Source organism: Roseibium sp. ROS1 (assembly GCF_054658215.1).
Genome location: NZ_BAAGIG010000002.1, coordinates 246,709 through 268,496 on the forward strand (window position 1 = coordinate 246,709; position 21,788 = coordinate 268,496).

The 21,788-nt window shown below is 59.8% G+C and carries 13 protein-coding genes; 11 read left to right on the forward strand and 2 right to left on the reverse strand.

The window, feature by feature from the left end:
• Window positions 1-11 precede the first annotated feature (11 nt).
• From ACYQ6M_RS09365 to ACYQ6M_RS09385, 5 genes are all read left to right on the forward strand, one after another.
• Window positions 12-1,547, forward strand: coding sequence for a Do family serine endopeptidase (locus ACYQ6M_RS09365; RefSeq protein ID WP_022997820.1), 1,536 nt, complete (start codon window positions 12-14; stop codon window positions 1,545-1,547).
• Window positions 1,548-1,738: 191 nt separating this feature from the next.
• Window positions 1,739-2,425 carry a response regulator transcription factor gene (locus ACYQ6M_RS09370; protein WP_022997819.1) on the forward strand — a complete coding sequence of 229 codons (687 nt, stop codon included), beginning with the start codon at window positions 1,739-1,741 and terminating at the stop codon, window positions 2,423-2,425.
• Entirely contained in the window at window positions 2,409-3,863 is a 1,455-nt protein-coding gene (locus tag ACYQ6M_RS09375) for a sensor histidine kinase (RefSeq protein ID WP_367020592.1), read from the forward strand. Before ACYQ6M_RS09370 ends, ACYQ6M_RS09375 begins: the two co-directional genes overlap by 17 nt.
• A complete protein-coding gene (locus ACYQ6M_RS09380) occupies window positions 3,820-6,816 on the forward strand; it encodes a bifunctional [glutamine synthetase] adenylyltransferase/[glutamine synthetase]-adenylyl-L-tyrosine phosphorylase (RefSeq protein ID WP_022997817.1) in 2,997 nt (998 codons plus the stop codon). The genes ACYQ6M_RS09375 and ACYQ6M_RS09380 overlap by 44 nt, the downstream gene beginning before the upstream one ends.
• Before the next feature lie 111 nt (window positions 6,817-6,927).
• Window positions 6,928-7,821 carry an alpha/beta fold hydrolase gene (locus ACYQ6M_RS09385; RefSeq protein ID WP_460073461.1) on the forward strand — a complete coding sequence of 298 codons (894 nt, stop codon included), beginning with the start codon at window positions 6,928-6,930 and terminating at the stop codon, window positions 7,819-7,821.
• Window positions 7,822-7,875: 54 nt separating this feature from the next.
• Here ACYQ6M_RS09385 and ACYQ6M_RS09390 read toward each other — a convergent pair whose 3' ends face one another.
• Both ACYQ6M_RS09390 and pepN read right to left on the reverse strand, forming a co-directional pair.
• Window positions 7,876-10,230 (reverse strand): PAS domain-containing sensor histidine kinase, encoded by a 2,355-nt coding sequence (locus tag ACYQ6M_RS09390; protein ID WP_460073463.1) that lies wholly within the window; start codon window positions 10,228-10,230, stop codon window positions 7,876-7,878.
• 156 nt (window positions 10,231-10,386) lie between these two features.
• Window positions 10,387-13,032 carry an aminopeptidase N gene (pepN, locus tag ACYQ6M_RS09395; protein WP_460073465.1) on the reverse strand — a complete coding sequence of 882 codons (2,646 nt, stop codon included), beginning with the start codon at window positions 13,030-13,032 and terminating at the stop codon, window positions 10,387-10,389.
• Window positions 13,033-13,330: 298 nt separating this feature from the next.
• Here pepN and ACYQ6M_RS09400 point away from each other — a divergent pair, with 298 nt between their 5' ends.
• The 6 genes from ACYQ6M_RS09400 to ACYQ6M_RS09425 all read left to right on the forward strand — a co-directional run bounded on the left by ACYQ6M_RS09400 (window position 13,331) and on the right by ACYQ6M_RS09425 (window position 21,665).
• On the forward strand, window positions 13,331-13,798 hold the full coding sequence (locus ACYQ6M_RS09400) for a class I SAM-dependent methyltransferase (RefSeq protein WP_055658721.1): 468 nt from the start codon (window positions 13,331-13,333) through the stop codon (window positions 13,796-13,798).
• Between the two features lie 27 nt (window positions 13,799-13,825).
• On the forward strand, window positions 13,826-15,010 hold the full coding sequence (locus tag ACYQ6M_RS09405) for a CaiB/BaiF CoA transferase family protein (RefSeq protein ID WP_460073468.1): 1,185 nt from the start codon (window positions 13,826-13,828) through the stop codon (window positions 15,008-15,010).
• 17 nt (window positions 15,011-15,027) lie between these two features.
• A complete protein-coding gene (locus ACYQ6M_RS09410; RefSeq protein WP_168687967.1) occupies window positions 15,028-15,612 on the forward strand; it encodes an NUDIX domain-containing protein in 585 nt (194 codons plus the stop codon).
• Window positions 15,613-15,727: 115 nt separating this feature from the next.
• Window positions 15,728-17,605, forward strand: a complete 1,878-nt coding sequence (locus tag ACYQ6M_RS09415) for an adenylate/guanylate cyclase domain-containing protein (RefSeq protein WP_460073470.1) — start codon at window positions 15,728-15,730, stop codon at window positions 17,603-17,605.
• Between the two features lie 290 nt (window positions 17,606-17,895).
• Entirely contained in the window at window positions 17,896-19,782 is a 1,887-nt protein-coding gene (locus tag ACYQ6M_RS09420) for an ABC transporter ATP-binding protein (RefSeq protein WP_055658730.1), read from the forward strand.
• Window positions 19,779-21,665 (forward strand): ABC transporter substrate-binding protein, encoded by a 1,887-nt coding sequence (locus tag ACYQ6M_RS09425; RefSeq protein ID WP_055658732.1) that lies wholly within the window; start codon window positions 19,779-19,781, stop codon window positions 21,663-21,665. The genes ACYQ6M_RS09420 and ACYQ6M_RS09425 overlap by 4 nt, the downstream gene beginning before the upstream one ends.
• Window positions 21,666-21,788: the final 123 nt, after the last annotated feature.

The window sequence follows — 21,788 nt, forward strand, 5'->3', positions numbered from 1 at the left end:
AGGAAGACAACATGCAAAACAGTCGCTCAGTTTCTCCCCTGCGCTCCCGTCGCGCCAAACTGCTGGCAGGCGTCGTCGCGCTCGGCGCAGCCGGACTTCTGACGGCACAGACCATTGTTCCGAGCCAGTTGGCTCTGGCTGATGCTGTCCGTGTCGATACCGCGGCTCCGCTGGACTTCTCCCACGTCGTCACTGCCGTCAGCCCGGCGGTTGTCAGCGTTCAGGTCAAGCAGGCCGCAGAACCGCGCATGATGAACTTCGGTGGCGGCAACGACAATTTCGAAGACTTCTTCAAGGGCCTGCCTGATGGCCATCCGTTCCAGCGCTTCTTCCGCGAGTTCGGCGGCAAGGGTGGCGGTGACCAGCAACAAAATCAGCGCCGTGCCCCGCGCCAGTATGGCATTTCCCAGGGCTCCGGCTTCTTCATCTCTGATGACGGATACCTCGTCACCAACCATCACGTGATCGAAAACGGAACCGAGTTCACCGTGATCGACCGTGACGGCAAGGAATATGACGCCAAGCTCATCGGCGCCGACAAACGGACGGATCTGGCCCTTCTGAAAGTCGAAAGCGACGAAACGTTCACCTATGTCGATTTCGCCAAGGAAGCACCGCAGGTCGGCGAATGGACTGTCGCTATCGGTAACCCGTTCGGTCTCGGCGGCTCCGTCACGGCTGGTATCGTCTCTGCACGTGGCCGCGACATCGGCGCCGGCCCTTATGACGACTTCATCCAGATCGATGCTCCGGTCAACCGTGGCAACTCCGGTGGTCCGGCCTTCAACATGCATGGCGAAGTCATCGGTGTGAATGCGGCGATCTTCTCGCCGTCCGGTGGCAACGTTGGTATCGCCTTCGCAATTCCGGCTTCGACCGCGCAGGATGTCATCATGGAGCTGAAGGACGACGGCACCGTCGTTCGCGGCTGGTTGGGCGTTCAGATTCAGAACGTCACGGATGACATCGCGGAGAGCCTTGGCCTCGAAGAGGCCCGCGGCGCCATCGTCGCGGAAGCGCAGGAAAACAGCCCGGCACAGAAGGCTGGCCTGCGCTCGGGCGACACCATCCTTGCCGTTGACGGCACTGAAGTGAAGGGCCCGCGCGAGCTGTCCAAGATCATTGCGGCTTACGAGCCCGACAGCCAGGTGGACATCACGGTCTGGCGCGACGGCCAGAAAGAGGACGTCACCGTGACACTGGGCCGCCTGCAGGATCAGGAACAGGTTGCAGCCGTTCAGCCGGAAGCCGGTGAAAGCAAGACCAGCCTGGATGATCTCGGCCTGGTCCTGACGACGAAAGCCGAAGCTGGCCTGGAAGGTGACGGCGTGGTTATTGCCGAAATCGACCCGGAAAGCCCGGCAGCCGAAAAGCGCCTCAACACCGGTGACGTGATCCTGGAAGTGGCCGGCATGAAGGTCAACAGCCCGTCCGACGTGCTGAAGGCGCTGGACAAGGCGGAAAAGGATGGCCGCAAGGCGGTTCTCTTCCGGGTTGAAAGCAACAACACGACACGGTTCGTGGCCCTGCCCATGAACCTCGCCTGATCAGGGGCCGGTTCTGCCCCGAACCGGACCTGTGAGGCAAGACCGGCCTGCCCTCTGCCCCCAAACCCCGACGGGCCGGTCATTGCCAAGGGTTTATCTGCTAAACCCTGACTGACTGGCGGCGGCGACTCTCACATCCATCGCCGCCGTCAGCCATTTTCTTTAGGGCCAACTCAAGCTAAAAGGATGAGATGTTGAGGATTCTTGTCATTGAAGACGACCCGGAAGCTGCAAGCTACCTCGTCAAGGGTTTGAGTGAACTGGGCCACACCGCCGACCAGGCTGCCGATGGGCGGACCGGGCTGGATATGGCCCTCGACAGGGACTACGACATCCTCATTGTTGACCGCATGCTGCCGAAGATGGACGGCCTTTCGGTCATTCAGGACCTGCGCCGGGAAGGCAATCACACGCCGGTGCTGATCCTCTCGGCGCTCGGTCAGGTCGATGACCGCGTCAAGGGCCTGAAGGCCGGTGGCGATGACTATCTGCCCAAGCCTTACGCCTTTACCGAACTTCAAGCCCGCATAGAGGCACTGGCACGACGCCCCAAGTCAGCCAGCCAGATTGAGACCACCTATACCGTCGGCGACCTGACGCTGGACCGGATGGCGCATTCGTGCCGCCGCGGCGAAACGGAAATCCCGCTGCAGCCGCGTGAATTCCGCCTTCTGGAATATCTCATGCAGAACGCCGGTCAGGTGGTGACCCGTACGATGTTGCTCGAAAACGTCTGGGAATATCACTTCGATCCGCAGACCAACGTGATCGACGTTCATATCTCCCGTCTGCGCGGCAAGATCGACAAGGGTTTCGAAACACCACTTCTGCACACCATCCGGGGTGCCGGATATACGATCCGTGACGCGGCTCACTAGGTTTACCAGAACCACAGCCTTCAAGCTGTCGCTGCTCTACATTGCCGTCTTCACGGTGATGTCCGGTGTGCTGCTGTTCTATATTGCGGACAACACGGACAACCTGATGTCCGAGCAGGTGGTTCAATCCGTCGATTCAGAACTGAAAACCCTTGCCGACGTCTATGTGCGCGGCGGTGTTCGCGATCTTGTCGAAACCATCGACAGGCGCTCCCGCCACCCGGATGCCAGCCTTTATCTCCTCGTCGATTTTGCCGGCAATGCGCTTGTCGGGAATATTGCCCGCCTGCCGACCACCGTTCTCGAAGAGGCCGATGGTGGATTGCGCCGGGTTCGTTACACGCGCCTTGGCCAGGATGCAGAGGACGTAGAGCGGCAGGCCATGGTGCGCACGTTTGAGCTTCGCGGCGGCTTCCGTCTGCTGGTTGGGCGTGACCTGGGCGACCAGCTCCGGTTCTCCAACCTTCTGGCCAACGCCTTGCGCCTGTGGCTGGTCGTCGTGGTGGTCATGGCCGCGATCACCTGGCTGTTTGTCAGCCGCAGGGTGATGAAGCGCATCGACGAGATTTCCGCCACCAGTCGCACGATCATGCAGGGCGAGCTCTCCGGCCGTCTGCCCGTTGCGGGCAATGACGACGAATTCGATCGCCTGGCGATCAATCTCAACACGATGCTCGACCGGATCGAACTGCTGATGCAGTCGATGAAGGATGTGACAGACAACATCGCCCATGACCTGAAGACACCTCTGACGCGCCTGCAGACCCGGATCGAAAACGCCTTGCGGGAAGCGAAGGGGGAGGAGGGCTACCGCAGCGCCCTGGAAGCGACGCTGGAGGAATCCGACCAGCTCCTGAGGATATTCAACGCGCTGCTGCGTATTGCGCGTGTTGAATCCATGGCACCGGCCTCCGTCATGGAGCCGACCGATCTCAACAAGCTGGTTGCCGAGGTTGCCGAACTTTACGAGCCGTTGGTTGAAGATGAGGGCGGCAAGCTTGAAACCGATTTGCCCGAAGGGCTGAAGGCAGACTGTAATCGCGACCTCATCAGCCAGGTACTGGTGAATCTCATTGAGAATGCACTGAAATACGGTCGTCCTGAAACTGGCGACCTGCTTATTCGCCTTGGCGGGCGGGAGGAGGACGGCCGCATCGTCCTCAGCGTCACCGACAATGGCCCCGGCATTCCGGAAAAGGACCAGGACCGGGTGAAGGAACGTTTCGTTCGGCTGGAGGAAAGCCGTTCCGAACCTGGAACAGGCCTTGGATTGAGTCTTGTCAAGGCGGTTGCCCGCTTGCATGGCGGAGACTTGCGCTTCATGAATGAGGACCCGGGGCTGAGCGCCCGGATCGATCTCAAGCCGGTGAAACCGGACAGCAGCAGGAGCGGGCATGAACAAGGCGGCACAGCCGGGCAAACGGGAGAAGGGAACTGACCAGGACGGTGGCGCGGGCGTTCTGGCCGACCGGATCGCGGTGGTCCCAACGGCACCGGATCCCGATCATGCAGCCCTGTTCCTGAAAGATCTTCTGGCTCATGCCGAAGCCGGCGAGGCCCTCAACGCTCTTCTGCACGAAAAACCGGACCTGGAAGGTTTCCTGATCGGAGTCATTGGAAACTCGCCCTATCTGCGCGATCTGATGCTTGCCGATCCTCCGCGTCTCCTTCGCTTGCTGCAGGAAGCGCCGGAAAGCCGTCTTGAAAACCTGCTGTCTGCCGCCCGAGAAGCGCGGGCGGAGGACGAGGCCGGTATCATGCGGACCTTGCGCCACTTCAAACACGATCTCGCCTTGACGCTCGGTCTCGCCGATATCTCCGGTGCGATCGGTCTGAACCGCGTTACCGGTGCCCTGGCCGGATTTGCCGACGCCGCGCTGACAGCGGCAATCAGGTTCTGCCTCGGCGATCTGGTCCGTCTGAACAAGTTCGCACCGCATGACCTGGAGAAGCCGGAAGTCGATAGCGGCCTCATCGTCCTTGCCATGGGCAAGCACGGTGCAAATGAGCTGAACTATTCGTCCGATATCGATCTGATCGTACTTTACGACCCGGCCAAGGCGCCCATGGCGGGAACAGCGGAAGCTCCGGTGGAATTCGTTCGGCTGACGCGGCGCCTAGTCAAGATCATGCAGGACCGGACCGCGGACGGTTACGTCTTTCGTACGGATCTTCGCCTGCGCCCCGATCCCGGTGCGACCCCGCTTGCCATGTCGGTGCCTGCTGCGCTGGTCTATTACGAATCCCTGGGGCAGAACTGGGAACGGGCGGCGCTGATCAAGGCGCGGCCCTGCGCGGGCGACATTCCCGCCGGCGAATCCTTCCTGCATGAAATCGTGCCGTTCATCTGGCGCAAGTACCTGGACTTTGCGGCCATTGCAGACGTGCAGTCGATCAAGCGCCAGATCCATATGCACAAGGGCCACGGGGCCATTGCGGTTGCCGGACATAACGTCAAGCTCGGCCGTGGCGGTATCCGGGAAGTGGAGTTCTTCGTCCAGACCCAGCAGCTGATCGCGGGTGGCCGCAATCCGGCCCTTCGCGGACGTCGCACACTCGACATGCTGGACGCGCTGGTGGATGCAGACTGGATCAAGGGCAAGACACGCGACGAAATGGCCGCCGCTTACCGGTTCCTGCGCAATGTCGAGCATCGTATCCAGATGCTGAACGACGAGCAGACCCAGCTTCTGCCGAAGGATGAAGACGGCATGAAGCGGGTTTCCGCGCTGATGGGCTACGACACGCTTGCAGCCTTTGAAACGGCACTTCTCGACCACTTGCGAACGGTTCAGCACCATTATGCCGAACTGTTCGAAGATGAACCGGCACTGTCGTCTGAACTGGGCAATCTGGTCTTTACCGGCGATGACCACGATCCCGGGACCCTGGAGACGCTTGCCGGTCTTGGTTTCAAGCAGCCTGCGGAAGCTGCCGCGATCGTCAAGGCCTGGCATTTCGGCCGCTATCCGTGCACCCGTTCGACCAAGGCGCGCGAGCGGCTGACCGAAATGCATCCTGCGCTTCTCAGTGCGCTGGCGGCCACGGACAATGCGGACGCTGCCCTGCGGGCGTTCGACAACTTTCTGGCCAAGCTGCCGGCGGGCGTGCAGCTGTTCTCGCTGCTGCGGTCCAATCCACAGCTCCTGACGTTGCTGGCAACCACCATGGGCGCTGCGCCACGCATGGCCGAAACGGTCTCCAAGCGGGTTCATGTGTTGGATGCAGTCCTCGATCCGGCGTTTTTCGGCGCCATGCCGAGCGTCGAGGAGTTCCGCGCCGGGCTCGACAGAACCCTGTCTCAGGCCCGCTTTTATGAGGAAGCACTGGACAGGGCGCGGATATTTACCCAGGAGCAGCAGTTCCTGATCGGTCTGCGGATGATTTCAGATACCTTGTCCGCCGACCGGGTAGGGTTTGCACTGGCACGGCTGGCCGAAGTTGTCGTCGACCGGATCCTGAAGCAGGTGATCGTGCATGTCGGCGAAAGCAACGGCACGGTGCCGGGGGGCAATATCGCGGTCCTGGCCATGGGCAAGCTTGGGGGGCGCGAAATGACGGCAGCCTCCGATCTGGACCTGATCCTGCTTTATGAAGCGCCGGAAGACGTCAAGCAGTCTGATGGAAAGCGGCCTCTTGCGATCACCCAGTATTACACCCGTCTGACCCAGCGGCTGGTCACGGCCCTCAGCGCACCGACGGCCGAAGGCTCGCTTTATGAGGTTGATTTCCGGCTTCGTCCGTCCGGCAATGCAGGTCCGCTCGCGACCAATCTGGACGGCTTCATAGCCTACCAGCAGAAAGAGGCCTGGACCTGGGAGCATATGGCTCTGACGCGCGGACGGGTGATTGCCTCCACGACGCCTGAGTTCAAGCAGAAGATCGTCGACAGCATCTGCGGCACGTTGGTGCAGACGCGTGATCTGACGAAGCTGGCCGACGATGTCCGCACCATGCGTGCCCGGATCGAGAAGGAAAAAGGCACCAAGGATGTCTGGGATCTGAAACAGGTGGCCGGCGGTCTGGTCGATATCGAGTTTCTTGCCCAGTTTCTGCAGCTTGCACACGCTCAGGAAAACCCGGAAATCCTGGCGCAAAGCACGGAGCAAGCTTTGGAACTGGCCCGCGACGCCGGCTTCCTGACCCTGGGCGACGCAGGGCTGTTGCTGGAAGCTCTCAGGCTTTACCACCGTCTGACCCAGGTGTTGCGGCTGGCTCTTTCCGGCAAGTTCGTGCCGGCAGAAGCACCTCGCGGGGTACTGGATCTCCTGGTTCAGGCCTCCGGCAGTCCGACCTTCACCCGGTTGGAAGCAGAGCTTGCAGACCTTCAGGTGAAGGTGCGCGAGACGTTTGTGCGGCTGATTGGCGAGGTTGAAACGGTCAACACTTGACCCGGATTGCCAAGCTGTTTCCATTGGGATAGGGAAGGACCGCGCCGGCGGCCGATTTCAAATCATTCGCGCTCTCTTGAGCGAACCCTTTCCCATACTCTGAGAAACCTCATGACTTATTCATTCGACGAAACGGTCCGTCGTCCGGACCGGAGCGACCGTATTGCGCTGGCCGGCAACCGTGTGTTTGCCTGGTCTGAATGGGGTCCGGTGACAGGCACTCCGGTTCTGTTTCTGACAGGCGCCGGCATGGCCGGCACACTTGGCTTTGGCCTGGAACATCTCGAAAAGCTAAACCTTCGACTGATTGCACCGGACAGGCCGGGCCTCGGCGCTTCATCGCCCGATCCTGACAAGTCACTGGCAAGTGTCGCGCGTGACGTTGGCGAACTTGTTGCGAACCTTGGCCTTGTCAGCATCCCAGTGGTCGCCTTTTCGCAAGGAGCGCCCTTTGCTTTCGCCGCTGCAGCGTCGGGGACTGCAAGCTCCCTGGCGATCGTCTCCGGTCAGGATGAACTCTACCGTCCGGAATTCGCTGATGGTTTGCCGGATCAGGTGAGGGACATGACCCGGCATGCACAGGAAGATCCCGCAGGGTTTTCTGCCATGCTTGAAGGCTTCGCCGAGCCGGATGGCTTCTACGACCTGGTACTGTCGATGAGCTCACCGGAAGACAGGTCGGTATATGGCGTCGAACCTTTCGCCGCAGCCTACAGGCACGCCCTTCGGGAAGGCTTCAGGCAGGGACCGAAAGGATACGTCCTTGATACGGTCGCAGCGCTCAGGCCCTGGTGTATCGACCTTGGCATGATCGACTGCCCGGTCTCGCTCTGGTACGGCGGCAAGGATGGCAGCCCGGTTCATTCACCGGACTTCGGTCTTTCGCTCGCAGGCAGATTGCCCAATGCAAGCCGCCGGTTTTTTCCGGAGGAAGGCGGCGCATTGCTGTGGAGCCGTTCGCTCGACATCCTGAGCGAACTGGCAACAACAAGCGGTAACGACTGATCTGCTGTGCTTTAGGGCTACGGACAACCTGGCTCGCCTGGAGGGTAAAGCCCTTCAGGCGGCTTCCTTGTCCGCAAGCGGCAAGGTGAAGCTGACAGTGGTGCCTTTCTTCACTTCCGACTTGATTACCAGCGCTCCGCCATGAAGTTCAACCAGCGAGCGGGCGATGGCTAGTCCGAGGCCCGAGCCCTGGTGGGTCTTGGTGAACTGGTTTTCCACCTGCACGAAGGGTTGGGCGAGGCGTTCTATATCGCGCTCTGAAATTCCGATGCCTGTGTCGATCACTTCGAAATGCAGCTTGTCTCCGCGTGGCCGCGCCCTGAGCGTGACGGTACCATTGTCCGGCGTGAACTTCACCGCATTGGCCAGCAGGTTTAGCAGGATCTGTTTGAGCGCCCGCTTGTCTGCGTGCACCGAGACGTTTTCAACGACATCGGTGGTGACGGTGATGTTCTTCTCGGTCGCAGCTCCCGTGACGATCCGGCTGGCATCTTCGGCCGATTCCGATGCATTGACCGTTTCGGTCTCGATACTCATGCGACCGGCTTCGATCTTGGACATGTCGAGAATGTCGTTGATCACGTTCAGCAGGTATGTGCCGGAAGAATAGATATCCTTGCAGTAGTCGGAATACCTGTCGGTGCCGACGGGGCCGAACATTTCCTGCGTCATGATGTCGGAGAAGCCGATGATGGCGTTGAGCGGCGTTCTCAGTTCATGAGAAATATTGGCCAGGAATTCGGACTTGGCCTTGTTGGCGGCTTCCGCCCGGGTTTTCTCTTCCTGGTACTTTTCTGCCATTTCCACCAGCTGCCGGGCCTGAACCTCAAGGGTCTGGCGGGACTTCTGGAGATCGGAAACGGTTGCCCTCAACCGCTTTTCGGAGTCGATCAGTTTTTCTTCGTGTTTCTTGAGCGGCGTAATGTCGGTCCCGACAGACACGAAGCCGCCGTCCTTGGTGCGCCGCTCGGAAATCTGCAGCCAACGACCGTCTTCCAGTTGCGCTTCGTAGGAGCCATCAGGAGCGCCGCCACGCTGGCGAAGAGTGACCGGTTGCGGTGCTACTTCGGCATTGGAGGCAGCTGCCATCACGTCCTTGTAGGGTGTGCCAGGCTTGATCACGGCATTCGGCAGGCTGTGCAGCGACTGATAGTTGGAATTGCAGATCACAAGCTCGTTTCGGGCATTCCACAGAACGAAAGCTTCCGAGATTGTCTCGATCGCATCACGCAGGCGAAGATCTGCCATACGGCTCTGTTCGGCAAGCTCGTGCTGCTCGGTAATGTCGATGCAGATACCGATGAGGTGCGGCTCGGCACGGCCGGGTTCCGACTGGATTTCACCACGGGCGCGAAGCCAGATCCAGCTTCCGTCGGCGTGGCGCATCCGGAAGGTCTCATCGACCAGGGTTTCACCGCTTTCCAGCAGGTGCTCGGCAAGGCCCAGAAGGTCGATGTCATCGGGATGGGTGATGTCTGCGACATCGGCAAAGCTGAGAATATCGTCCTTGGGTTCGCGTCCGAGCAGCTCGTACAGCGAAGACGACCAGAACATTCTGCCGCGCGACAGATCCCAGTCGAACAGTCCGCAGCGGCCGTGGGTGAGGGCGGTGTCGATGCGAGCACGGGTTGCCGCATACATATCGTCGGCCGCTTCCGCGCGGGTCGCCTGGCTGAAGAAGCCGTAGATGACCGCAAGCAGCACCAGCGAAGTTCCGACGAAGAGCGTCACATTTGCCGAAAGGTCATCCCGCCACTGGCTGAAGATCTCGTTTTCCGGCTGCAGCACCGCCACCATTCCGAGGCGGCCGTCGAGGTGATGAACCGTTGCAAGAACCTGTTCTTGGCCCCGGCCTGTGCCAAGGTTGGTGGCAACAGGCATCACGCCGGCACGGGCTCCAAACACCATGAGCGGCTGTGACGGGCCGAGCAGGTCGCTGATCGGCCGGCTTTCAAGCGATGGCTGGAGCGGTGCCGAGGCAACGATGGTGCCGGATTGGTCCGCAACGAGATAAATGCGGCCCTTGCTGGTCGCTCCTGTGGGCAGACTGTCGGCAAGGATGCGCTTCAATGTTGTCCGGTAGCCCGTTTCAGGCAGATCGTTTTCCGACGACATCAGGCCGCTGGCGACGACAGTTGCCATCAGGCTCAGCGTAACCTGGGCGTTTTCCTGGGTCCGGGTGTAATCGCTGACAAGGTCGCCGGTTCGGAACAGGGCGAGTATGACGATGAAGATGATGGCGAGGCCGGGAATGAGGCGTCGCATCAGGCTATCGGAGCGGGCCAGGCTTTCGGCCAGAGCGCCGAGGAGGGTGCGCAGAGGCAGGCGTTTTGTGCCTGCGTCTCTCTCCCACTCAGACTCCTTCTCGCCGCGCCGCGCAGATGCGTCGCCAGCTAATGCTCTCGCCATAGGAAGTGTGCCTCAAAAACCGCCGCGTCGGGGGTGCCCCGAATCACTTCCATTTGAATCAAATCGTCTGTTTTTGTCCAGACCCGTCAAAGAATAAAATGGTTAACGCAAGTCCGGATTTTCCGTTCTTTCGTTAACCTTTCTCAGTATTGCAGACTACTGCAAGGTTCTGTCGACGATGTCACGGCTGTCTCTCGACAGATTTTCGCATGCTGAAATCCTCAAGAGGGCAGATTCAGCAAGGGCACTTCTTTGTGGGTCAAGTGCGCGCCACGAGCGGAAGCTCGTCAGAAGTCTCGATGCCACTTGTGGATTTCGCTTGTCGATCTCCAGAACTGATTCGGCGATCAGTTCAAATCCGGCACCATCCATCCGGGCAAATTGTGTCGGGTTGCCGGTGGCAAAGGATTGCAGCAGCGAGCGGACGCGGTTCGGGTTGCCAGCATCGTAGGATGGGTCCGACATCAATGCCTTGACCCGGTCCAGCGTTTCGTTACCGGGCGCGGTGGCCTGGGTCATGAACCACTTGTCCATGGCCAGAGAGCTGTCCGTGTGCCGCTCGCGGTAAGCTGCAAGCGCTTCCTCTTCACGTGGCATATGGTCGTGTACCAGAAGGGTGAGGGCCGCGAGGCGGTCGGTCATGTTGTCGGCTGAGGCAAACCGCGACCAGACCAGGTCAGTCGCATCGGCTGCGCCGGAGACTGCGTAATAATGCAGGCAACGGTTTGCGAGCGCTCGTTTTCCGGCTGCCTGCGCATCCGGCGAAAAGGTCCCACCTGCGGACTGGTCGGTAATGAACGGGACGAGGGAAGATGCGATGCGGGTGGCAACTGCGCGCCGCAGCATCTGACGGGCCGTATGAATGGCGTCCGGGTTGACGTCCTTGCCGATTTCCTGTGCGACATCCGCTTCGCTGGGCAACGTGAGTGCCTGCGCACGCAGGGCTTCATCCAGCTGGGTTTCACCCAGAACAGACGCGAACACACCGATGACGTCTTCGGACGGCGTGCCTTCCGAGCCGTCGCGGACCAGACCGGCAAGCCTCACAAGGTCCTGCATCGCCAGCGTCTGCACCGCCTGCCATCGATTGAACGGGTCCCGATCCTGTGCTGCCTGAAACAGGAGCTCCTCGGAATGCAGGGGCTGGTTCAGACGAACGGGTGCGGAGAAACCGCGCAGGAGAGACAGAACGGGAGCGGCAGCGACATTGTGGAAGACGACGTCCTGATGAGCCTTGTCGAGCACAAGCACATCGCCGGCGACGTTGGCACCCTCCACGGAGCCTGTTTCCATGTCCTCGCCATTGGGGCCGATCAACCCGAAACGAAGCGGGATGACTGCCGGTTTGCTGGACTTCTGGCCGGCAATGGGCGGGATTTCTTGGGACAATGAAACGGTGAAGGACTTGCGGTCGGGATCATATTCCGTTTCCACCGACACGACTGGTGTTCCTGCCTGCTCGTACCAGAGCGAAAACTGTTCAAGATCGGTGGACGATGCTTCCTCGAAGCAGGACAGGAATGCCTCGATTGTGGTTGCTTCGCCGTCATGGCGGTCGAAATAGAGGTCCAGTCCGGCCCGGAACTTCTGTTCGCCCAGAAGCGTCTGAAGCATGCGAACAACCTCGGCGCCTTTTTCATAAACAGTCGCCGTATAGAAGTTATTGATTTCATGATAGGTTCGCGGACGTACGGGGTGTGCGAGCGGGCCTGCATCCTCCGGAAACTGATGCGACTTCAGCAAGCGTACATCGGCAATGCGCTTGACCGCGCGCGAGCGCATGTCGGACGAAAACTCCTGGTCGCGGAACACCGTCAGGCCTTCCTTCAGGCACAGCTGGAACCAGTCCCGGCAGGTGATGCGGTTTCCGGTCCAGTTGTGGAAGTATTCGTGTGCGATCACGGCTTCAATATTGGCATAATCCTGGTCGGTTGCCGTTTCCGGGTCGGCCAGAACGTACTTGTCGTTGAAGATATTGAGGCCCTTGTTTTCCATCGCGCCCATATTGAAGTCCGACACGGCGACAATGTTGAACACATCCAGATCGTATTCTCGGCCAAACACTTCCTCGTCCCAGCGCATGGACCTCTTCAGCGAATCCATGGCCCAGTCACACAGGCTCTCCTTGCCATGCTCGACGTAGATGTTGAGTGCGACCTCCTTGCCGGACATGGTGGTGAACGTGTCCGGAACTTCGGCGAGATCGCCCGCAACCAGTGCGAACAGATAGGCCGGTTTCGGGTGCGGGTCGTGCCACACGGCATAATGCCTGCCGGTGCCGTCGATATCTCCTGTCTCCGTCAGATTGCCGTTGGCCAGGAGAACGGGGCAGTCTTTCTTCGAGGCCTCCAGACGTGTCGTGTAAACGGCAAGGACATCCGGTCGGTCCAGAAAATAGGTAATCCTGCGAAAGCCCTCGGCCTCGCATTGGGTGCAATAGGTTGCCGAAGAGCGGTAGAGCCCCATCAGCTTCGTGTTCGCGTCCGGATCGAGTTCGGTCACGAGTGTCAGCTCGAACGGATCGGCAGGCGGTGAGGCAAGTTCGAGACGATCGGCTGTCGCTGCATAGGCAGTCTCGGCAAGCGCTTCGCCATTCAGCTTGATGCCCGCAAGTGACAACTCGTCACCATCCAGCACAAGCGGGGCGCCGGCCTCTGTTCCCGGTTGCCTGCTGACCTCAAGAGTCGCGGTAACGCGGGTTGCGCCGGGGGCGAGTTCAACGTTCAGGGCGACCTTGTCGATGCGATAAAGTGGCGGTTGATAGTCTTCCAGCCGTATGGCCGGCGCCGTTTCTGAACGCATCGAATTCTCCTGCTGATGTTAGGCGCAATTGCCTGCCTGTGCCTGGCCGAAAGGCCCTTTTTGGAGGCCGCAACCGCACCCTCATGAAAATGTGAGGATGACCTAAGGCGTTAGCATGATCGCAGATTACGGCAAAGTCCTGTTTGACCTTCCGCAAGGGCTGGTATTCCGTCAGCCTTTGATAACACCTAAATACGGACGGGAGGTTTTGACGGCAGCCGGGGCATTGTCTATGTCAGGAGCGTCGTAAGTTGCAGGGAATTTTTTAATGAGCCGTTTGGACAGTTTTATTCGTCGAATGACATCCCAGAAAACATTGCTCGAATTTCTGGTCGACAAGGTCAACGAAGTCGACGGACCTATCCTGGAACTCGGGTTGGGCAATGGCAGAACCTATGACCACCTGCGCGAGATTTATCCGAACAAGGAAATTTTCGTATTCGATTTCGCCATGGACTGCCACCCGAGCTGCGCTCCGGACGCGCATCACATGATCCTCGGCAACATTCGCGACACGCTTGTTTTCTGCGGGCCGCGGATCGGGGCGAAGGCGTCGTTCGCCCATATCGACATCGGTTCGGCTGACCCTACAAATGACCTGGCGACAGCTTCCTGGCTGGCTCCTTCAATAGATGCCCACATGGCCGTTGGCGGAATTATCCTGTGCGCGCTCGAACTCAACCTGCCGAATTACGAGCCCCTGAAAAAGCCGGATGGCATTCACCGGGGTCGCTATCATATCTATCGCAAGACATCAGAAGCCTGACCGTCGGCACTATTCAGGAAGAGACACATGACCGCGCCGCTCAAAGGCATCAAGGTTGTCGAACTGGCCCGCATTCTGGCCGGGCCCTGGACGGGCCAGACCCTGGCGGACCTGGGGGCAGACGTCATCAAGGTGGAAAGCCCGCAAGGCGATGATACCCGGGGCTGGGGACCGCCATTTGTCAAGGACGAGGCAGGGGCGGACCGGGATGCCGCCTATTTTCATGCCTGTAACCGCGGCAAGCGTTCCATTGCGGTCGACTTTCGCACACAGGAAGGTCAGGACCTCGTCCGCCGCCTGGTGGCGGATGCCGACATTCTGGTCGAGAACTTCAAGGTCGGTGGGCTCGCCAAATACGGCCTCGACTACGACAGCCTTTCCAAGGTCAATCCGAAGCTGATCTATTGTTCGATCACCGGGTTCGGTCAGGACGGTCCCTACGCTCATCGGGCCGGCTATGACTTCATGATCCAGGGCATGGGCGGCATCATGGATCTGACCGGGGACCCGGAAGGCGACCCGCAGAAAATCGGGGTGGCGTTCGCGGATATCTTTACCGGGCTTTACGGTGTCATCGGCGTTCTTGCCGCCTTGCGCCGCCGCGATGAAACCGGCGAAGGCGAATGGGTCGACATGGCATTGCTCGATGCGCAGGTCGGAGTGCTGGCCAACCAGGCGCTAAATTACTTTGTTTCGGGCAAGGCGCCGAAACGTCTGGGCAATGCGCATCCCAACATCGTTCCCTACCAGGTCTTTCCGGCCAGCGACGGGCATCTGATCATCGCGGTTGGCAATGATGGCCAGTTCAGGCGCCTTTGTGCTGTTCTTGGCCTGCCGGAACTTGCCGACAATCCCCGCTACACCACCAACGCAGCGCGGGTTGCTGCCCGCTCGGACCTTGTGCCGATCCTGACGGCTGAAACGTCGACGAGAGCCCGCGACGATCTCCTGGCCGCGCTTGAAGGCGAGGGAGTTCCGGCTGGACCGATCAATTCCGTGGAAGATGTCTTCAACGACAAGCAGGTGTTGCACCGGGATATGAAGGTCGACCTGCCGGCAACCGGAGTCGAAGGCGGCTCCGTTGCCTCCGTCCGCACACCCATCAGGTTTCGGAACGGGACGCTCGTGCTGGACCGCGCCGCACCGGCACTTGGCGAGCACACGGACGAAATCCTGAAGGAACTGGGCATCACGTCTGACCCGAAATCCTGAACGAAGAAAGCACTGCCATGAGCACCCCGGATTACCTCAAGGTCTCCGATAGCGAAGTTCTGTCCAATTCCTGGGGAACGCTGACCCGCCACCGGATCGAGTACAGGCGCCGGGACGGCGACTGGCAGGCGCAGGTGCGTGAAGTCTACGAAAAGGGACATGGCGCAACCTGCCTGCTCTACGATCCGGAACGCAATTGCGTGCTGCTGACGCGCCAGTTCCGGCTGCCAGTCTGGGCTGCCGGCCGAGACCCGATGTTGATCGAAGCACCCGCCGGTCTTCTGGAAGGTGCGCATCCGGAGGATCGCATGCGGGCGGAGCTGATCGAGGAAACAGGATTTGAGGTTTCGGACCTGGAACATCTCTTCGATGCATTCAGCAGTCCGGGATCCGTAACCGAATATGTGGCATTCTTCCGCGGGACATACCATCTGAAGGACAAGGTCGCCGAAGGTGGCGGCAAGGAAACCGAGGGGGAGGATATCGAGGTGATGCACGTTCCCCTCGACCAGGCGCTCGAGATGATCCGCTCCGGTGAAATCATGGACGCAAAAACCATAATCTTGCTGCAGGAACTGGCCCTGCGTCGATTGACCGGCTAAAGGCAAAAGACATCGCGGTGGCAGTCCTTTGCGGTGGAAAGTCGAAAGCTTGCCTTAATTTGACGGAAACCGTCATGCAGGTAAGCTGCCTGTTCGCAACAAGGGTCACCGCCCAATGAAAATATCGAAACGCACCGGCCGGCGCATAATGCTGCCCCTGACGACTATCGTCGGGCTGGGGTTCGGTGCGTTCGTTGCGATTGCGATCGGTCTTGTGCTGGGCCTGTCTGTCTCTGCAAACTTTCGCAACACGTTTTCCCTGCTGAACGACAAGACGATCCTGAGCACCCAGGCGCTCGAGACGCAGCTGCGGACGCATTTCGTGTCTGTCGAAAACGCGATCATCGGCCTGAAGCCCTATTTCGACGACGGCACGCTCGGCTTTGACGATACGGAAAGGACGCTGCAGGATCTCTCGATCGCGCTGAAATCCAATCACGATATCACCACACTGGTCGTGACTTCGACCGACAGAAGCAAGCTGGGGATCTATCGGGCACCGACCGGCAAACTGTGGCGGATTGAAACCGACGCACCACCACCCGGCATGAACATGCAGGAAATGCCGCAATTGAGCGCCGACAGTCCGCCGACCTGGGGCCCGCTCGTCAAACACGAGGTCGGTCTTTTCGCGAATGTTTCGGTGCCGTTGGTGCGGGACGGCAAGGTTGCCGGCATGCTGACGGCTGCGACGTCCATGGAAGAACTTGCCCACATCGTTTCTGCTCAGGACGAAGGCGGCGACAACACCGTCTTCATCATCGCGGATGGCGATCAGGTGATCCTGCATTCGGACGCTCCCTGGCTCCAGACCGGCGGCAGCATTCAGGACAAGTTGCCGGGCTCCTGGCAGACGATCGGCGACCCCGTTCTGGCTGCCATGGTAAATGAAGAAAAACTGGACGAATTCAAGAAAGCTGCGGAACTTGGCATCGACGTCTCCACCGTTGATGCAAACAACGAAGAATATATCGTCATGAAGGCCCAGCTGGATGGTTTCAGCGACCGGCCCTGGACTGTCGGGCAGTATTACCTCAGCGCGACGGTCTCCCGGGAGCTGCGGCGTCTTGCAGGCTCCATGTTCGTCGGCTTCGGTGCGCTCGTGGTGTCGGTGCTGATCGCATTCTGGATGGGGCGGCGCGTCGCCCGCCCGTTGCGCTACCTTGCGGTTCAGTCCAAGCGCATCGGCAGCCTGTCGCTCAACGAGGTAGAGCCCCTGCCGCGCAGCCGCGTCGCGGAGATCGATCAGGTGGCGCTCGCCTTCAATTCCATGGTTGAAGGCCTCAAGGCGATGAACACCTATGTGCCGCGCTCGTTGTTCATCAAGCTGATGCGATTGGGTGGCGGGAATGCTGCACAGGCGCGTGGTGCCGAACTCACGATCCTCTTTACCGATATTGTCGGGTTCACGGCCTTGTCCGAGCACCTGAGTGCGGAAGAAACCGCCAGCGTGCTGAATGACCATTTCGCTATCCTGGTCGAGGCTGTCGAGGGCGAGGGCGGCACGGTCGACAAGTTCCTGGGGGATGGCATGCTGGCCTTCTGGGGCGCGCCCGATGCCCGTCCGGACCATGCGGAGGCTGCTGTCAGAACCGCACGCCGGATTGCAGCCGCTCTGCATCAGTCGAATCTGAACGCGGTTACCCAGGGGCGTCCGCAGATGGCGCTTCGGATCGGTATTCACACCGGCCCGGCGGTTGTCGGCAATGTCGGCGCGCTTGATCGCTGGAACTATACCGTTGTCGGCGACACCGTGAACGCGGCCGAACGCCTGCAGACGCTTGGCAAGGAAGTTCCCGAAAACCCGGAAGTCGTCATCCTGGCGAGTGCGGACACCGTTGCGCATCTGCCTGGTGAGCGGCACCAGCGGCCGGTCGGCGCGCATCACTTGCGCGGCCGAAGCGGGCAGATGGAAGTCTATTGGCTCGATCCCTTTCCGCAGTCAAAGCCTGTACACAGGCCCGTGGAGCGGCCGGTGTCTGCCGCGGAGTGATTCCTTCCGGACCGTTGGATCGCCCGCCAGGCTTCCAGCTAGTCTGTTTCGTGTTCAGATGAACGCAGAAAAAAAGAATTCGGGTTCGTTCGACAATTGCAGTTTAACGTTCGGTTGCACCCGTTAATCGAGTGGCGGAACGGGTCTGCTCTTGCAAACTGTGACGAACATCACAGTTTGTTTTCATGAATCCTGCATTGCTATCCACTGGCGAATTTGGTTGTCTTTCAAATGCAATGAGGGCTTAGTAAGCCTCTGTCAGACAATCCTTGCCTGGGAGGAAATGCGCGGTGAATGTTCTCTCGATTGAGGGACTGACGGTTGATTTTAATACGGCGGAAGGTCAGGTCCGGGCGGTCGACAATGTGTCATTTGTCGTACCCGAGAACCGGACTGTCGCGCTGGTGGGCGAATCCGGGTCGGGCAAGACGGTCATATCGCAGACGATCATGGGTCTTCTGCCCCAGGCTGCATCCATTACATCCGGGAAAGTGATCCTGGCGGATCCGACCGGCGCGGAGCCGCCTGTCGATATCGCTGCGCTTGAGCGCAAGGGACCGCAGATGCGGCACCTGCGCGGCAACCGGGTTGCGATCATTTTCCAGGAGCCGATGACGTCGCTGTCGCCGCTGCATACCATCGGCGACCAGATCGGCGAAGCCGCACTTCTTCACCGCAATGTTTCCAGCGCCGAGGCACGCGAACTGACGAAGACCATGCTGAGCCTGGTCCAGTTCCCCGATCCCGAGCGCGCTCTCGACACCTATCCGTTCGAACTCTCAGGCGGGCTGCGCCAGCGCGCGATGATCGCGATGGCCATGATCTGCCGCCCCGCGCTGCTGATCGCGGACGAGCCTACCACCGCGCTCGACGTCACAATTCAGGCGGAAATCCTGAAACTCATTCGCGAAGTTCAGGCCGAACTGCGCATGTCCGTCCTTATGATCACCCACGACTTTGGCGTGGTCGCCAACATGGCCGATGAAATCGCGGTGATCTATCATGGCCGCATCATGGAAAAGGGCACTGCGCAGCAGCTCTTCTCCAATCCCAAGCACGACTATCTGAAGGCTCTGCTCAACGCGGTCCCGAGCTTCCACATGGACCGGGACGAGCGGCTGGTGCCGATCCGGCCCATCAAGGTCCGTTCGGAGGAATTGACGGCCAATCGCCCGCATTGCGATGTCAAGCCAGGCGAGCCACTGGTCGAAATGCGCGATGTCACCAAACGGTTCACCTTGCGCAAGGGGTCTTTCCTTGGTGGCAAGGTCAAGACCATGACCGCGCTCGACAGCATCAACCTGACGATCCGCCGCGGCGAGTGTCTCGGCCTCGTTGGGGAATCGGGTTCCGGCAAGACCACCGCGGCAAAGGCCATCCTGAGGGCAATCGGTATCGAAGGCGGCAATGTCCTCTACAATCGCGGCAAGGGGCTGGAAGATATTTCCAAGCTCAAGGGCGCGGAACTGATGGACTATCGCCGCCGCGTGCAGCTTATTTTCCAGGACCCGTTCTCCTCGCTCAACCCGCGTATGACCATCAACGACACACTGATGGAACCCCTTGAGGTGCACGGCATCGGCACTCCTCAGGAGCGGGCCGAGCGGGCACGCAATCTGATGAACCTGGTGGGGCTCGACCCGCGTTTCCTGCGCCGCTATCCCCATTCGTTCTCCGGCGGTCAGCGCCAGCGCATCGGGATCGCACGAGCTCTCGCGCTCAACCCGGAATTCCTGTTGTGCGACGAACCGACCTCGGCGCTCGACGTCTCGGTACAGGCGCAGATCCTGAACCTTCTGCAGGATCTCAAGCGCGACCTGAACCTGACCTATCTCTTTGTCAGCCATAACCTGGCCGTGGTCGACTATGTTGCCGACCGGATCGCGGTCATGTGCCGTGGCAGACTGGTCGAGATGGGGGAAACACGAACTGTCGTCGGCAATCCGCTGCACCCGTACACGAAAGCACTGCTTTCGGCCGTGCCCGAGCCGGATCTGTCGGCACCACTGGATTTTGCCGCCCTAGATGCCAACAGAGCATCGGAGCCGCAATCTTGGCCGGAACCTTTCCGATTGACCGACGGCCAGGCGCCGTCGCTGGTGGAAATGGAACCGGATCACTTTGTCTGCGCACCTGGCCTGAAGAATGCCGGGGCGCTTGAGGGGACTGCAGCATGAAGTTTTTGAATTCCGTAAGGGCCGGTCTTTTCCTGACCGTCGCTCTGATAGCGGGGCCACTGGCCGCGTTGGAGCTGAAGGAAACACCGGGCCTTGATCCGTCTCTGCCACCTGTGGCGGAACGGGTTCCCTCCGACCCCCTGATCGTTGATCTTGAAGCCAAGGGGCGAACCGTCGGCAAGCCGGGAGGCAAGATCGACACCCTGATCGGCCGGGCAAAGGATGTCCGACTGATCAACGTTTGGGGCTATGCCCGCCTCGTTGGCTACAACGAGCAACTGGAACTGGTTCCCGATATCCTGGCGAACGTCGATGTTGAAGACGGCCGCATTTTCACGCTTCACACGCGTGCCGGCCACAAGTGGTCTGATGGCCATCCCTTCGGTGCCGAGGACTTCCGCTACTTTTTCGAGGACATTGTCAGCAACGAAAGCCTGACCCCGTCAGGTCTGCCGCCGTACCTGCTGGCCAACGGCAAAGGCCCCAAGTTCGAGGTTCTGGACGAAACCACCGTCCGCTTTACCTGGGATTCGCCGAACCCGCTGTTCCTGCCGGAACTGGCAAAGTCCCGTCCGCCGTTCATCTATCGGCCAGCCCACTATCTGAAGCAGTTCCACGAGAAATACGGAGATCCTGATGTGATCGCCAAGGAAGCTGCAAAGGTGAAGGCGCGGGACTGGGCACCGCTCCATAACAAAAAAGACGACATGTACAACGCGCAGAACGTCGACATGCCGTCGTTGCAGCCTTGGGTGCGCAACCGCGATGACAGCGATCTGCGCTTCGTTCTGGAACGCAATCCATACTATCACCGGGTCGACAGCACCGGTCAGCAGCTTCCTTATGTCGACGAAATCATCATGACGGTTGCCGACGGCAAGCTGATCCCGGCCAAGGCCCAGGCTGGCGAAAGCAACCTGCAGGCACGTAACCTCAACTTCGCCGACATTACCGTCCTGAAGAAGGGCGAAAAGGACAATGACTATGTCACCGCGCTCTGGTCCAACACCAAGGGTGCGGAGATCTCGATCCTGCCGAACCTGACGGTCAAGGATCCGGTCTGGCGTGAACTGATGCGCAACACGAAGTTCCGTCATGCCCTGTCGCTCGGGATTGATCGCAACCTGCTCAACCGGGTCCTGTTCTTCGGGCTGGGAACACCGGGCAACGACACGGTTCTGGCGTCCAGCCCGCTTTACAAGGCCGAGTTCACCACCAAGTGGGCGGAATACGATCCGGAACAGGCGAACGCGCTTCTGGACGAAATCGGCCTCACCAAGCGCAACGGAAACGGCATTCGTCTGATGTCCGATGGCCGTCCGCTGGAAATCATCGTGGAGACAGCTGGCGAGGAACAGGTCCAGGATGATGCCCTGGAGCTGGTCAAGGAAATGTGGAAAGAGATCGGCGTCGCTCTGTTTGCCAAGCCGAGCCAGCGTGACAACATGCGCGAGCGCGCCATCACCGGTGACCTGCTGATGTCTGTCTGGTCCGGCTTCGAGAACGGCATTCCGACGTCCGAAATGCCGCCGGAAGATTTTGCCCCTGTGCGTGGCGACGCGTTTTCGTGGCACAAGTGGGGTGACTATTTCGAAACCCAGGGTGAGGGCGGCGAAAAACCCGACTGGGCCCCGGCCGAGCGTCTGATGGAACTCTATACCGCATGGTTGAGCTCCAGAACGCCGGAAGAGCGCACCGAGATCTGGGAAGAAATGCTCCAGATCCATGCCGACGAAACCATTCATATCGGTCTGGTTTCCGGCGTTCGTCAGCCGGTTGTGATCAAGAACGTCGAAAACGTTCCGCTTGAAGGTATCTACGGCTGGGATCCCGGCGCCCATTTCGGAATTCACCGCATGGATGAATTCTACATGGCCAAGTAAGCCGCAGTTCCGCTTGTTTTCCGGTCCGGCTGGTTCTGACACCAACCGGCCGGGGAAACTGCCAGAGATATCGTTCGGTTCGGAAGATTATCCGAACCGAACGCTTTAAAGGCGACGGGCTGA

What these genes read in the sequence shown, in the direction of transcription:
- ACYQ6M_RS09380 (WP_022997817.1), top strand. Translation starts at nt 3,820, where the DNA reads ATGAACAAGGCGGCACAGCCGGGCAAACGGGAGAAGGGAACTGACCAG.
- ACYQ6M_RS09405 (WP_460073468.1), top strand. Translation starts at nt 13,826, where the DNA reads ATGACCGCGCCGCTCAAAGGCATCAAGGTTGTCGAACTGGCCCGCATT.
- ACYQ6M_RS09415 (WP_460073470.1), top strand. Translation starts at nt 15,728, where the DNA reads ATGAAAATATCGAAACGCACCGGCCGGCGCATAATGCTGCCCCTGACG.
- ACYQ6M_RS09370 (WP_022997819.1), top strand. Translation starts at nt 1,739, where the DNA reads ATGTTGAGGATTCTTGTCATTGAAGACGACCCGGAAGCTGCAAGCTAC.
- ACYQ6M_RS09385 (WP_460073461.1), top strand. Translation starts at nt 6,928, where the DNA reads ATGACTTATTCATTCGACGAAACGGTCCGTCGTCCGGACCGGAGCGAC.
- ACYQ6M_RS09410 (WP_168687967.1), top strand. Translation starts at nt 15,028, where the DNA reads ATGAGCACCCCGGATTACCTCAAGGTCTCCGATAGCGAAGTTCTGTCC.
- pepN (WP_460073465.1), bottom strand. Translation starts at nt 13,032, where the DNA reads ATGCGTTCAGAAACGGCGCCGGCCATACGGCTGGAAGACTATCAACCG.
- ACYQ6M_RS09400 (WP_055658721.1), top strand. Translation starts at nt 13,331, where the DNA reads ATGACATCCCAGAAAACATTGCTCGAATTTCTGGTCGACAAGGTCAAC.
- ACYQ6M_RS09365 (WP_022997820.1), top strand. Translation starts at nt 12, where the DNA reads ATGCAAAACAGTCGCTCAGTTTCTCCCCTGCGCTCCCGTCGCGCCAAA.
- ACYQ6M_RS09425 (WP_055658732.1), top strand. Translation starts at nt 19,779, where the DNA reads ATGAAGTTTTTGAATTCCGTAAGGGCCGGTCTTTTCCTGACCGTCGCT.
- ACYQ6M_RS09390 (WP_460073463.1), bottom strand. Translation starts at nt 10,230, where the DNA reads ATGGCGAGAGCATTAGCTGGCGACGCATCTGCGCGGCGCGGCGAGAAG.